This window comes from Paraburkholderia sp. BGA-UO-ETr-F12 (assembly GCF_059567945.1).
Genome location: NZ_JCAQOZ010000029.1, coordinates 248,719 through 261,610, shown reverse-complemented (window position 1 = coordinate 261,610; position 12,892 = coordinate 248,719). Strand labels below are relative to the sequence as shown.

Here is a 12,892-nt window from a genome sequence, read left to right as displayed (position 1 = left end):
TGGAGATTGAGTGTTAGGCGATGAACGGCGGAATTGTCCGGTGCGGGCGGGAAACGGCGGAATAAGCCAATTCCTAATTGAATCAAAAGTCCGTAATTATTGTGGATTTAATTCTGATGAATTTATCGTCAATTGAGTTAATTAAGGAATGGTCTTTTTTTGTCTTGATGCGGGCGGTGGTTAATTAAGAAAAAATAATCCGCGTCTGTTAAATCTGAAAATGCCGGAAGTGCGTCAAGGCATGGGTCGTTAGTCGATGGACGAACCCGTGTTCAAGTCTGGTGTTTCTTTCTCATCCGTTAGCCGCATCCACCCGCATCCACATCAACCGCTGGTCACGGCAATCGTTCTACAATGTCGGCTGTTCTCCGAAGTGAGTTTTCATGCGTAAATTTTTTCTTCCCGGCTTGACTGCCACGTTCGCCGCGGGTGCGGCGGTGGTTGCCGCCGCAGGCTTTTTTTCTCCGGCGGCCCACGCCAACAACGTGATCGTGCTCAATTCCGGCGAAGCCACGCTGAGCCTGATCGACGAGACAACCCGTCAGGTCGTCGGCACCGTGCCGACGGGCAAGGAACCGCATCACCTGATGGCCACGCCGGACAATTCGTCGCTGATCGTCGCGAATTCGGTGTCGAACAATCTGATGTTCGTCGATCCGAAATCGGGCAAGGTGCAGCGCTGGGTCGAGAACATCGAGGATCCGTATCAGATCGGTTTTTCGCCCGACCGCAAGTGGCTCGTGACCACCGGGCTGCGTCTCGATCGCCTCGACATTTACCACTACGACAACGCGACAAACCAGATGACGCTGGCGTCGCGGCTGCCGCTCGCGGTCATGCCGAGCCACATGGCGTTCACGAATGACAGTAAAACGGTATTCGTCACGCTGCAGGTATCGGGCGAACTGGCCGCGATCGATCTGGCCACGCAAACCGTCAAGTGGAAAATGAAGGTCGGCAAGGTGCCGGCCGGCCTGTGGATGACGCCGGGCGAGAAGTACCTGCTGGTCGGCATGACCGGCGCCGATTACGTCGCGGTGGTCGACTGGCGCAACCAGAAGGTCGTCAAGACGATTCAGACCGGCAAGGGCGCGCATAACTTCCGCTCGCTCGCCGACGGCAGGCACGTAGCGGTGTCGAACCGCGTCGCGAGCACGATCAGCATCATCGACGAAGACACGCTCACCAACGTCGGCGACATCACCGGTCTGATGCCGGGCCCGGACGACATGGAGCTTTCCGCCGACAAACGCTACCTATGGGTGACGTTCCGTTTCGCGAAGCACATCGGCATCATCGACCTGACTACGCGTAAGCTGATCCAGACGATTGCCGTCGGCCGTTCGCCGCACGGTATCTATTTCTTCAATCGCGCGCCGGTTACGGCGCCGAACGGCGCGTAACGCGGAAAGCCGCCACGAACGAAGTAACCAGGCCAGCACCATGTTCCAATCGATTTTTTCGCCTCTCGACAGTTTCGTCTCGGCCTTGCAGACGCTGCTGTACGTCGACGTGGTGCAGCCGCTGCTGTTCCGTTTCGATCTGATGGATTACGACGAGGACACTTTCGACAGCCTGTATTGGGTGATCGTCGGCGTACTCGAAGTACTGGCGATGTACGCGGTGCTGCGCCCGCTCGAGGCGCTGCGCCCGGTCGAGCAGTGGGAAAACCGCAAGGCGGTGCGGGTCGACGTGATCTACACGTGGATCGCCAAGCTCGGCATTCTCAACCTGTTCTTCTTCTTTGCGCTGCAACCGCTCTTCGACAACGTACAGGCCTGGCTGCGGCTGCACGACATCGCAAACGTCAATTTCGACAATCTGTGGCCAGGCGTCACCACGCAGCCGCTCGTCACCTTCGTGATGTACCTGCTGGTGCTCGATTTCGCCGGTTACTGGTATCACCGCTGGCAACATCGGATCGGTGTGTGGTGGGAACTGCACGCGGTGCATCACAGCCAGCAGCAGATGTCGCTGTGGTCCGACGACCGTAACCATTTGCTCGACGACCTGTTGCAGGCGTCGTTTTTCGCGACGATCGCGCTGGTGATCGGCGTGCCGCCGTCGCAATTTGTCGTGCTGGTGGCGATCACCAACCTCGCGCAGAGCGTGCAGCACGCGAACGTCCGTCTGTACTTCGGCTGGCTTGGCGAGCGTCTGCTGGTCAGTCCGACCTTCCATCGCCGGCATCACGCGATCGGCTATGGTCATGAAGGGCTCAGGTATGGCTGCAACTTTGGCGTGCTGTTCCCGTGGTGGGACATGATGTTCCGCAGCGTGTCGTGGAGCCGTGAAATGGAGCCGACCGGCATTCGCGATCAACTCGAAGGGCGCCGTTATGGCAACGGCTTCTGGGCGCAACACTGGCTTGCTTTTGTGCGCATCGCCGGGCGGCTTTCAGCGAAACGGCGTGCCAAAGGCAACGACGCGGCCGCAGTCTGAACATTCTTTCGCCCGCTCGGCGGCGGGTTCTCCGGCTTCCTCCAGCTTCCTCCCGCTTCTTCTCGCTTCTTCTCGCGGCCGGTTTCCCCGGCAGCGCGCCGCGTGGTTTATCCTGTGCACGTTCGCGCGTGCGTTCCGTGGTTCGCTTTCGGGCTTCTTGCTGGGCCAGTTGCCGGACCTGTTTCCGGTCCGTACTTCGGTCCGCGTCCTGGTCCGTATCCCGGTTCGTTTCGCTATTTTCTTTGTTCCATGGTTTCGTTCACCGGCACTGGCTCGCATGAATGATTTGTTGCGCTCGTTCGGACGCGCGCTCACCAACGCGCTCCACCCGCGCATGCTCTGGCTGACCTTCATGCCGTTTCTCGCGGCAACGGTCGGGTGGGGCGTGATTCTGTGGTTTTCCTGGCAGTCGCTGATCGGCGCGACCCGTTCGTGGCTCGACACCTGGTCGTTCACGGCCACGCTGTATCGGCTGTTCGACTGGCTCGGCTTTTCGGCGTTGCACGCGGCCGTTGCGCCTTTCATTGTGATCGCGGTGGCGATTCCGTTGATCGTCGTCAGCGTGTTGCTGCTGATTGCTACGCTGTCGATGCCCGCGGTGGTCCGCTTTCTGTCGGCGCGGCAATTCGCGAGCCTTGAAATGCGTCGCGGCGGAACGTGGTACGGTAGCCTCGGTCAGGCGGTGTGGACCACGCTGGTGTGTCTGGTGCTGTTGATCGTCACGCTGCCGCTCTGGCTGGTGCCACCGTTTTTCGCGCTGATTCCGCCGCTGCTGTGGGGCTGGCTGACGTATCGCGTGATGAGCTACGACGCGCTCGCGCTGCATGCGACGCGCGACGAACGGCGTGCACTGGTACGGCGCTTTCGGCTGCCGCTGCTGCTGATCGGCATCGCCAGTGGACTGCTGGGTTCGCTGCCGACGCTGCTATGGGCTTCGTCGGTGTGGTTGATCGTGCTGTTCCCGGTGATCACTGCGGTGACGATCTGGATCTACGCGTTCATCCTCGTGTTTTCGGCATTGTGGTTCAGTCATTACTGTCTGCGCGCGCTTCAACGCATGCGCGCGGAAGAGCACGGCGCACGGCACGCGCCGGTTCCTTACTGATTAAATGAAAGAGGCGGCAATGGCATTTGGCGTCATCATCATCGGCGATGAAATCCTGTCGGGCAGGCGTATCGACAAGCATTTGCCGAAGGTCATCGAATTGCTGGGCGCGCGCGGGCTGTCGCTCGGCTGGGCGGAGTACATCGGCGACGATCCGGCGCGCATCACCGCGACGCTGCGGCGCACGTTTGCATCGGGCGATATCGTGTTCTCGACGGGCGGCATCGGCGCCACCCCGGACGACCACACGCGTCAATGCGCGGCAGCGGCGTTAGGCGTGCCGCTCACCCTGCATCCGGAAGCCGCGAAGCTGATTCAGGAGCGCATCCGCGACATGCATCCGGCGAACTCGGCTACACCGCTGGATCTGGACACGCCGGAGAACCGGCATCGTCTGAATATGGGCACGTTTCCTCAGGGCGCGTCGATCATTCCGAACGGCTACAACAAGATTCCGGGCTTCTCGATCAAGGAGCATTACTTCGTGCCGGGTTTCCCGGTGATGGCGTGGCCGATGATCGAGTGGGTGCTGGATACCCAGTATGCACATCTGCATCACACCATGCCGCACGCGGAAAAGTCGCTGCTGGTGTTCGAACTGCCGGAGTCGCGCCTCACGCCGTTGATGGAAAAGATCGAGCGAGACTTTCCGGGCGTGCGGGTGTTCAGCCTGCCGAGCGTCGGGGATGCGGAGCGCGGCGGCGTGTATGCGCGGCATCACATCGATCTGGGCGTGAAGGGCGAGCCCGAAGCAGTGGCGGCCGCGTTCGTCAAGTTGCGCGAGGGCGTGCACCTGCTGGGCGGCGATATTGTCGAGCCCGAGGCGGCTGCGGGTAAGGCGCAGGGCTAATCGGCAGCCGATTCGCCGCCGTATACAGCGAACGTAGTCCGGGCGCGCTCGCGCCCATTCCTCATCGGGCTAAGCTGATAAGACTCCATGCATCATCGGCCTGTCATATGCAGCGCCGACGATGCGTCTAATTGTCCCGCCGGTCGCCCGTACGATCAGGCGCCGATCCAGGGCAAGCCGCGAAAACACCAGCCCGATACCGTCTTCCGATGCCCCTGGCCGTCCTTGTCGCCTTCGAAGCCTTCCAGCAGGTCGTACGCCTTGGCATAGCCCGCCTGGGTGGCGGCAATGGCGGCGAGCTTGGAGCGCGCGGCGCTGCGGCACAAAAACAGCACGGGCGTGTCGGGCGACGCCACCTGGCTGAGTTGCTGAAGGAATTCCTGGTTCGGCACGGCGCCCGGATAGCGTGTCCATTCAACATGCGCGTATTGCCCGTCGCCGATAACCGGCCGGCCGACCCAATCGAGTTCGGCACGGGTGCGCACGTCGACGAGACGCGTGCGCGGATCGAGTTGCAGCAGTTCGAACGCCTCGGCCGGCGACACCGCGCCCGCATAGGGCAACTGGTTCTCGGCGCGGCGTTTTTCCGCCTGGGCGTACAACTGTTCGAGCGTGCTCATGAGCGCAAACCTCCTTCGTACCAAATGATCATTCTAGCGCGCGGCGTGTGGCGCGCATGCGGTTCGGATCCCGCATCCGGCCCGGCCGAGGCAAATGAGCAAACACCCCGTTGTGGTGCATACTTCAGGAAATGCACCAAAATGGAGATGCCGCTCGTCGCTTATTTGTCTGATGCACTGGTTCGGTGCGTTGCATGGCGTAAAGATTTCACGATTGCATGTTGTTCGGTGCGTTCATTCCCTGCAAACGCGCGCGCCGTGCGGTTTTGCGCCGGGTTGGCGCATACATGGCACAGAAGCTGCTTTATTGGTGCCGATCGATTTATGCCAGCAGGCTTTTATGTTCATCCTCAACGATCCAGGGGTGGACGCGCCGGGATGGGTCAGCTAGATTGGGCGGCGGCTGAATCCGCCGAATTCGTTAATCAGGAGATAGGTTATGAGTAAATCCGTGGCCGACGTCGTTCAACTCGTCAAAGACGAAGACGTCAAGTTTGTCGACTTCCGTTTCACCGACACGCGCGGCAAAGAGCAACACGTTTCGGTGCCGGTGTCGGCATTCGATGAAGACAAGTTCGAAAGCGGCCATGCGTTTGACGGTTCGTCGATTGCCGGCTGGAAGGGTATCGAAGCCTCGGACATGTTGCTGGTCCCGGACGCGAACACCGCCTTCATCGACCCGTTCTATGAAGAGTCGACCCTCGTGTTGACCTGCGACGTCGTCGAACCGGCTGACGGCAAGGGCTACGAGCGCGACCCGCGTTCGCTGGCAAAGCGCGCTGAGGCGTATCTGAAGAGCACCGGCCTCGGCGACACGGCCTTCTTCGGTCCGGAGCCGGAATTCTTCATTTTCGACTCGGTCCAGTGGAATACGGATCAGTCGGGCTGCTTCATCAAGATCGGTTCGGAAGAAGCACCCTGGTCGTCGGCCAAGGAATTCGAAGGCGGCAACACTGGCCACCGTCCGGGCACGAAGGGCGGCTACTTCCCGGTCGCTCCGGTTGACACGTTCCAGGACATCCGTTCGGAAATGTGCCTGCTGCTCGAACAGATCGGCATCCCGGTCGAAGTGCACCACCACGAAGTCGCGGGTCAAGGCCAGAACGAAATCGGCACGAAGTTCTCGACGCTGGTGCAGCGCGCTGACTGGCTGCAGCAAATGAAGTACATCATCCACAACGTCGCGCACACGTACGGCAAGACCGCTACGTTCATGCCGAAGCCGGTGGTTGGCGATAACGGTTCGGGCATGCACGTTCACCAGTCGATCTGGAAAGACGGCCAGAACCTGTTCGCGGGCAACGGCTATGCAGGTCTGTCGGAATTCGCGCTGTTCTACATCGGCGGCATCATCAAGCATGCTCGCGCGCTGAACGCGATCACGAACCCGTCGACGAACTCGTACAAGCGTCTCGTGCCGCACTTCGAAGCACCGGTCAAGCTGGCTTACTCGGCACGCAACCGCTCGGCTTCGATCCGCATTCCGCACGTGTCGAACCCGAAGGGCCGCCGTATCGAAACGCGCTTCCCGGATCCGATGGCGAATCCGTACCTGTGCTTCTCCGCGCTGATGATGGCGGGTCTGGACGGCGTGCAGAACAAGATTCACCCGGGCGAAGCGGCCGACAAGAACCTGTACGACCTGCCGCCGGAAGAGGATGCAAAGATCCCGACCGTGTGTGCCGGCCTCGATCAGGCGCTCGACGCACTCGACGCAGATCGTGAGTTCCTGACGCGCGGTGGCGTGTTCACGGATTCGATGCTCGACGCGTACATCGAACTGAAGACGGGCGAGCTGCAACGCTATCGTCAGTCGGTGCACCCGATCGAATTCGAAATGTACTACTCGCTGTAAGCGGCAATGGCGCTTCGCCTTTCAAACGGCGAAGCGTTTTGCCCGACGCTCGCGATCGGTCACGAAGGGACGGCGGCGCCGTCCCTTTTTTGTTGGACCCGAATCCGTCTACTTTCGACGTGCGCGGCGTAGAAGCAATGGAAGCAGGCAATAAGCGGTACACCTGATTTATCACCATCTCCTATCGGCCAGACTGCAAGATGGTTCTGAAGAATCTGATGAAGGCAAGGAAAGGGCATGAGCAGACGCTCTCTGAGGATGCTCAGCTAGTGAGTTCCGGCTTGCTGCCGGGCTTCGAGGCATTGCCCACGGTTGTGCTGGTGCTCGAAAAGCGCACGCTGCGGGTGGTGTTTGCGAACCCATCGGCGGAGTCAATGCTCGAGCTGTCGCGCAGGCAACTAACGCAGATGGCGTGGCAGGACATCTTCTCGAATGCCAGCGAACTGGTCGAGACCATCTCCGCGATCGCTGCCAACCGTTTTCACGCGACCCATCTGGACGCCATACTCGAGCGCCCGGGCCACGAGCCGCTGCATGTGCATGCGATCGTCGGTTTTCTGGAAAGCGCGCAAGATTACGTGCTGCTCGAGCTGTTCGAAAACGAGCGGCATTTACGTTCTGATCGCGAGGAGCGCATCAATGACCTCACGGCGGTCAACAAACAACTGATCCGGAATCTCGCGCACGAGATCAAGAATCCGCTCGGCGGGATTCGCGGCGCGGCGCAACTGCTCGAGTTCGAACTCGGCGAGCGTGAGCGCGACGAGTTGCGCGAGTACACGCAGGTCATCATCAAGGAATCGGACCGGCTGCAAACGCTGGTCGATCGCCTGCTGGAGCCGCACCGTCATCCGCATATCGTCGGCGACGTGAATATTCACGAGGTATGTGAGCGCGTGCGCCAGGTGATTCTCGCGGAGTTTCCGCGCGGTCTCACGATCGAACGCGATTACGACGTGAGCGTGCCGGACCTGCGCGGCGACAAGGAGCAACTGATCCAGGCGCTGCTGAATATCGTGCGCAACGCGGCGGAAGCATTGCGTGAACGCATCTCGCAAGGCGACGCGCGCATCGAATTGCGCACGCGCATTGCACGCAAGATCACGGTGTCGAAACGCTTATGTAAGCTGGCACTGGACTTGCATATCACTGACAACGGCCCAGGCATTCCCGAGGAAATCCGTGACCGCATTTTCTACCCGCTCGTTTCGGGGCGCGAGGATGGCAGCGGTCTCGGCTTGACGCTCGCGCAGACCTTTGTACAACAACACGACGGACTGATCGAAGTGGAGAGCCGGCCGGGCCATACCGAGTTTCAGATTCTGCTGCCGCTCGACTGCTAACACCACAGACCCAGTGAGAAAACGCCGGGCCGCCCCAAGTTTTCTCACCCCCTCGGGGCCTGGCGCAAAACGACAGGTTTGGGGGCTCCTTCAAGACTTCTGAACGACCTATATGAAGCCGATCTGGATAGTAGACGACGATCAATCGATTCGCTGGGTGCTCGAAAAAGCGCTCGCCCGCGAAAACTTCGCGACCCGCAGCTTCGCGAACGTGCGTGAGGCTTCCGCGGCGCTCGATCACGAAAGCCCCCAGGTGCTGGTGTCCGACATCAGGATGCCTGGCGGCTCCGGCCTTGAACTGCTGCAGACCGTGCGTGACAAGGTGCCGGGTTTGCCCGTCATCATCATGACCGCGTTCTCGGACCTGGACAGCGCGGTCGCCGCATTCCAGGGCGGTGCGTTTGAATACCTCGCCAAACCGTTCGACGTCGACAAGGCGGTCGAGCTGATCCGCCGCGCGGTGGACGAAAGTATGCGCGGCGAGCAGACCTGGGACGACCGGGTCGCCGATGCACCAGAAATGCTCGGCCAGGCGCCGGCGATGCAGGACATGTTTCGTGCGATCGGCCGGCTGTCGCATTCCGCGGCTACCGTGCTCATTACCGGCGAATCAGGCACCGGGAAGGAACTTGTCGCGCGCGCGTTGCACCGACATAGCCCACGCGCGAACGGTCCGTTCATCGCGTTGAATACCGCGGCGATCCCGAAGGATCTGCTGGAGTCCGAACTGTTCGGTCACGAGCGCGGTGCGTTTACCGGCGCACAGGCGATGCGCCAGGGGCGCTTCGAGCAGGCCGAAAACGGTACGCTGTTTCTCGATGAAATCGGCGACATGCCGTTCGATTTGCAGACGCGCCTGTTGCGCGTGCTCTCGGACGGGCAGTTCTACCGCGTCGGTGGCCACAATCCGTTGCGCGCCAACGTGCGCGTGATCGCGGCGACGCACCAGAATCTCGAATCGCGCGTGCGGCAGGGCCTGTTTCGCGAGGATTTGTATCACCGCCTCAATGTGATCCGCTTGCGTCTGCCCGCATTGCGCGAACGCAGCGAAGACATTCCGTTGCTCACGCGGCATTTCCTGCAAAAGAGCGCGCGCGATCTGGGCGTGGAGCCCAAGCGCGTGTCTGAAGATGCGCTCGCTTATCTGGCCTCGCTGCCGTTTCCGGGCAACGTGCGTCAACTGGAGAATCTCGCCAACTGGCTCACGGTAATGGCGCCGGCGCAGACCGTCGAGATCAAGGACCTGCCGCCCGATCTGGGGCCCGCGCAGTCCGGTGCAAGCGAGTTCGCGGGCAGCGGCAGTGGCGTGGCCGGCACGGGTGAAGCGGGCGTTGCCGGCGGCGCGCCGATCAACGGCGGCAACGCGCTCGCCCATCCGGCCGGCGCTGCCGGCATGCCTGTCGCGAGCGCCGTCGCCGCTTGGGAAGGCGGCTTGCGCACGGAAGTCGCGCGGATGCTGCGCGAGAATGCGGCCGACGTCATGGACGAACTTGCGCGCCGTTTCGAAGCGGCGGTGATTCGCGAGGCGCTGGACTTCACGCGCGGACGCAAGGTGGAGGCGGCGGAGCGCCTCGGCATCGGTCGCAATACGATTACGCGCAAGATTCAGGAACTCAATCTCGAGCCCTGAGGCTTGCGAGTGAGCGGGGCGGCGCCAGCCGCTCCCGCTCGTCGCATCAAAGGCGTTCAGGCGCACGCAAGGCATAATCGACGCTGTTTTCATTCGACAGCTGACGATGCCTGATTCTCGCGTTCCTCCCGGTCATTTCCCCTGGCCGCTTTCCCCCGATCCCTTTCTGTCGCTCGAGGCGCTCGACGACCCCGGCGCGCTCGCGTGGGTCGAGGCACAGAATGCGCGCACGCGTGCCGCATGGTGCAGCAGCGCGGAATTCGAGTCGCTCAAACAGCGGCTTGCCGATGCTTATCTGCCGCATGAGCGTCCGGTCATTCCCGATCGCTGGAAGGACTGGGCCTACGATCTGTGGCAGGACGAACGCAATCCCAAGGGCATCTGGCGACGCACGACGTGGGCGGCCTGGCGTAGTGGCGCGCCGGTCTGGCAGAACCTGCTCGACTTCGACGCACTCGGTTCGGCCGAAGGCACGCCGTGGGTCTGTGCCGAACTCGACATTCTTTATCCGGATGGCGATCGGGCGCTGATCACACTGTCGCCGGGCGGCTCGGATGCGTTGGTGGTACGCGAGTTCGATATCGACGCGCAACGTTTTGTCGACGACGGTTTTGTGATTGCGAAGGCCGGCAAGCACACGGCGTCGTGGATCGATCGGGATACGCTGTATGTCGGCTGGGACAATGGCCGCAAGACGCTGACGCGCTCCGGCTATCCGCGCGAAGTGCGGCGGTGGGCGCGGGGCAGTGCGCTGGCGGATGCGCCGGTGGTCTTCAAGGGGGCGTTCGGCGACATCGGCGTGGAGGCGCACTACGATCCGCTCGAGCAGCGCCACACGGTGGTGCGCAGCGTCGATTTCTTCGACTCGCACACGTATTACCTCGAGAGGGCTGAGGGCGCGGCGAACGGTGCCGATGTCTGGCGACAGTACGACTTGCCGTCGCACGTCGCTGCAGGCGGCTGGGAAGGCTGGCTGCTGCTCGAGCCGCGCCTCGATTGGGACTGCAACGGTGTGCGCTATCCGGGCGGCGCGCTGCTGGCGATTCGCGAAGCCGCGTTCCTGCGTGGCGAGCGCGACGTGGTGCCCCTTTTCACGCCGACCGCGCAAACCTCCGCCTGCGAGTGGACGCACACGCGCAATTACCTGATCGTGTCGTACCTGGAAGATGTACAGAGCAAGACCTCGCTGTGGATTCCGTCGCAAGCGGCGGATCAGACCTGGCGTTGGCAGCAACGCCTCTTTCCGTCGCGTGACGACGTGCAAGCCGATATCTCGCCCGTCGAGCCGACGCTGAACGATGAAGTATTCGTCGACACCGACGATTATTTGCAGCCGCCTGCGTACTGGCTCGCCGATCTCGCGCAGGACGACCTGACCGATTGGACCTTGCTGGACCGCTGGCCGACTCAGTTCGACGCGGCACCGTTCGCGGTGACGCGTGGGCATGCGGTCTCGGCGGACGGTACACGAGTGCCGTATACCGTGATCGGGCCGCGGGTTGCACAAGACGCCGCACAGCCGCCGCGCCCATGCCTGCTCAACGGTTACGGCGGTTTTGCGATTCCGCTGCTGCCGGGCTATCTGACCGGGCAGGGCATTGGCTGGCTCGCGCGCGGCGGTGTCTATGTGGTCGCGCATATCCGCGGCGGCGGCGAGTTCGGCACGCGCTGGCATACGGCGGCGCAAGGCGAGCATCGGCAGCGCGCGTTCGACGATTTCATCGCGGTGGCCGAGACGCTCATCAGCACAGGCGTGACCAGCGCGGCGCAACTCGGCATTCAGGGCGGCAGCAACGGTGGCCTGCTGGTCGCGGCGTGCATGGTGCAGCGGCCCGAGTTGTTCGGCGCGGTAGTCTGCGAGGTGCCGCTGCTCGACATGAGCCGCTATCACCTGCTGCACGCAGGCGCGTCGTGGATCGATGAATACGGCGATCCGGACGAGCCCGGCGAGGCGCGCGTGCTGGCGGCTTACTCGCCCTATCACCGTGTGAGTGCGGACGTAGCGTATCCGCCGGTGCTGTTCACTACGTCGACGGCGGACGACCGTGTGCATCCGGGACACGCGCGCAAGATGGCCGCGCGCATGCAGGCGCTGGGTGCGCAAAGGGTCTGGTATCGCGAGAACACGGAAGGGGGCCACGGCGGCTCCGATGAACTGGAGCAGGCCGAACATGACGCGATGGTGTTCGAGTTCCTGTGGCGCTGTCTGAACGGACCGGCGTAGGTCTCGCCGGTCGTGGGTTCAGCCGATCCTCAGCCGATGTTCAACCAAGCTGCGCGACGACCGGTGCGTGATCCGACGGCTGATCCCATTTGCGCGGCACCTTGTCGACATCGCACGACGAGCATAGCGGGGCGAGTTCTTTCGACAGCAGAATGTGGTCGATACGCAGCCCCGCATTGCGGCGGAACGCCATCATCCGGTAATCCCACCACGAGTAGATCTTTTCCGGCTGCTCGAACTGGCGGAAGGCATCGACAAGACCGAGGTCGATCAGCCGCGCGAACTCGGCGCGCTCTTCGGGCGACACCAGATTCTGACCTTCCCACGCTTTCGGATCGTGCACGTCGCGATCTTCCGGCGCGATGTTGTAGTCGCCGAGCAGCGCGAGTTTCGGATGCAGCGCCATTTCACTCGCGACCCAGTCGTGCAGTGCGGCGAGCCAGTTCAGCTTGTAGGCGAATTTGTCGGTTCCCGGCGCCTGGCCGTTCGGGAAATACGCGGAGATGACGCGCACGCCTTCGACAGTCGCGGCGATCACGCGTTGCTGCGGATCGTCGAACCCGGGGATATTACGCACGATGCCGGTTTCGTCGACGCTCAGGCCGTCGCGCACCAGGATGCCGACGCCGTTATAGGTCTTCTGGCCCGCGAACCAGCTGCGATAGCCTTTTTCTTCGAGCTCGGCGCGAGGGAATTTGTCGTCGGTCAGTTTCAGTTCCTGCAGGCACAACACATCCGTCTGGCTGGTTTCGAGCCAGTCGACGACGTGTTGCAGACGCACTTTCAGGGAGTTGACGTTCCACGTGGCGATTTTCATGAGGTT

At 62.0% G+C, this 12,892-nt stretch carries 11 protein-coding genes; 9 read left to right on the top strand and 2 right to left on the bottom strand.

Annotation, left to right across the window (positions count from 1 at the left end; translation table 11 throughout):
- The first annotated feature begins 383 nt into the window (after nucleotides 1-383).
- The 4 genes from AC57B6_RS13840 to AC57B6_RS13825 all read left to right on the top strand — a co-directional run bounded on the left by AC57B6_RS13840 (nucleotide 384) and on the right by AC57B6_RS13825 (nucleotide 4,397).
- Nucleotides 384-1,403 (top strand): YVTN family beta-propeller repeat protein, encoded by a 1,020-nt coding sequence (locus AC57B6_RS13840; protein ID WP_028199461.1) that lies wholly within the window; start codon nucleotides 384-386, stop codon nucleotides 1,401-1,403.
- A 40-nt stretch (nucleotides 1,404-1,443) separates the two neighbouring features.
- On the top strand, nucleotides 1,444-2,442 hold the full coding sequence (locus tag AC57B6_RS13835) for a sterol desaturase family protein (protein ID WP_178369528.1): 999 nt from the start codon (nucleotides 1,444-1,446) through the stop codon (nucleotides 2,440-2,442).
- A 277-nt stretch (nucleotides 2,443-2,719) separates the two neighbouring features.
- Nucleotides 2,720-3,547, top strand: coding sequence for an EI24 domain-containing protein (locus AC57B6_RS13830; protein WP_028199463.1), 828 nt, complete (start codon nucleotides 2,720-2,722; stop codon nucleotides 3,545-3,547).
- Between the two features lie 19 nt (nucleotides 3,548-3,566).
- On the top strand, nucleotides 3,567-4,397 hold the full coding sequence (locus AC57B6_RS13825) for a competence/damage-inducible protein A (RefSeq protein WP_496421531.1): 831 nt from the start codon (nucleotides 3,567-3,569) through the stop codon (nucleotides 4,395-4,397).
- Between the two features lie 155 nt (nucleotides 4,398-4,552).
- Here AC57B6_RS13825 and AC57B6_RS13820 read toward each other — a convergent pair whose 3' ends face one another.
- Nucleotides 4,553-5,017 carry a rhodanese-like domain-containing protein gene (locus tag AC57B6_RS13820; protein ID WP_028199465.1) on the bottom strand — a complete coding sequence of 155 codons (465 nt, stop codon included), beginning with the start codon at nucleotides 5,015-5,017 and terminating at the stop codon, nucleotides 4,553-4,555.
- A gap of 94 nt (nucleotides 5,018-5,111) precedes the next feature.
- Here AC57B6_RS13820 and AC57B6_RS13815 point away from each other — a divergent pair, with 94 nt between their 5' ends.
- From AC57B6_RS13815 to AC57B6_RS13795, 5 genes are all read left to right on the top strand, one after another.
- The gene (locus AC57B6_RS13815) at nucleotides 5,112-5,408 is read left to right on the top strand and encodes a hypothetical protein (protein WP_149029674.1); all 297 of its coding nucleotides are present in this window, start codon (nucleotides 5,112-5,114) and stop codon (nucleotides 5,406-5,408) included.
- 48 nt (nucleotides 5,409-5,456) lie between these two features.
- Nucleotides 5,457-6,872, top strand: coding sequence for a type I glutamate--ammonia ligase (gene glnA / locus AC57B6_RS13810; protein ID WP_028199466.1), 1,416 nt, complete (start codon nucleotides 5,457-5,459; stop codon nucleotides 6,870-6,872).
- Nucleotides 6,873-7,072: 200 nt separating this feature from the next.
- The gene (glnL, locus tag AC57B6_RS13805) at nucleotides 7,073-8,215 is read left to right on the top strand and encodes a nitrogen regulation protein NR(II) (protein ID WP_028199467.1); all 1,143 of its coding nucleotides are present in this window, start codon (nucleotides 7,073-7,075) and stop codon (nucleotides 8,213-8,215) included.
- 112 nt (nucleotides 8,216-8,327) lie between these two features.
- Complete coding sequence (gene ntrC / locus AC57B6_RS13800) at nucleotides 8,328-9,845, top strand: nitrogen regulation protein NR(I) (protein WP_030101675.1); 1,518 nt, start codon at nucleotides 8,328-8,330, stop codon at nucleotides 9,843-9,845.
- Between the two features lie 106 nt (nucleotides 9,846-9,951).
- On the top strand, nucleotides 9,952-12,069 hold the full coding sequence (locus AC57B6_RS13795) for a prolyl oligopeptidase family serine peptidase (RefSeq protein ID WP_496421530.1): 2,118 nt from the start codon (nucleotides 9,952-9,954) through the stop codon (nucleotides 12,067-12,069).
- Between the two features lie 40 nt (nucleotides 12,070-12,109).
- Here AC57B6_RS13795 and xth read toward each other — a convergent pair whose 3' ends face one another.
- Nucleotides 12,110-12,886 (bottom strand): exodeoxyribonuclease III, encoded by a 777-nt coding sequence (gene xth, locus AC57B6_RS13790; RefSeq protein ID WP_144192264.1) that lies wholly within the window; start codon nucleotides 12,884-12,886, stop codon nucleotides 12,110-12,112.
- Nucleotides 12,887-12,892 lie beyond the last annotated feature (6 nt).

Coding starts and splice junctions, on each gene's coding strand:
- ntrC (WP_030101675.1), top strand. CDS start 8,328: ATGAAGCCGATCTGGATAGTAGACGACGATCAATCGATTCGCTGGGTG.
- glnL (WP_028199467.1), top strand. CDS start 7,073: ATGGTTCTGAAGAATCTGATGAAGGCAAGGAAAGGGCATGAGCAGACG.
- AC57B6_RS13835 (WP_178369528.1), top strand. CDS start 1,444: ATGTTCCAATCGATTTTTTCGCCTCTCGACAGTTTCGTCTCGGCCTTG.
- AC57B6_RS13815 (WP_149029674.1), top strand. CDS start 5,112: ATGAGCAAACACCCCGTTGTGGTGCATACTTCAGGAAATGCACCAAAA.
- glnA (WP_028199466.1), top strand. CDS start 5,457: ATGAGTAAATCCGTGGCCGACGTCGTTCAACTCGTCAAAGACGAAGAC.
- AC57B6_RS13840 (WP_028199461.1), top strand. CDS start 384: ATGCGTAAATTTTTTCTTCCCGGCTTGACTGCCACGTTCGCCGCGGGT.
- AC57B6_RS13795 (WP_496421530.1), top strand. CDS start 9,952: ATGCCTGATTCTCGCGTTCCTCCCGGTCATTTCCCCTGGCCGCTTTCC.
- AC57B6_RS13825 (WP_496421531.1), top strand. CDS start 3,567: ATGGCATTTGGCGTCATCATCATCGGCGATGAAATCCTGTCGGGCAGG.
- AC57B6_RS13820 (WP_028199465.1), bottom strand. CDS start 5,017: ATGAGCACGCTCGAACAGTTGTACGCCCAGGCGGAAAAACGCCGCGCC.
- xth (WP_144192264.1), bottom strand. CDS start 12,886: ATGAAAATCGCCACGTGGAACGTCAACTCCCTGAAAGTGCGTCTGCAA.
- AC57B6_RS13830 (WP_028199463.1), top strand. CDS start 2,720: ATGAATGATTTGTTGCGCTCGTTCGGACGCGCGCTCACCAACGCGCTC.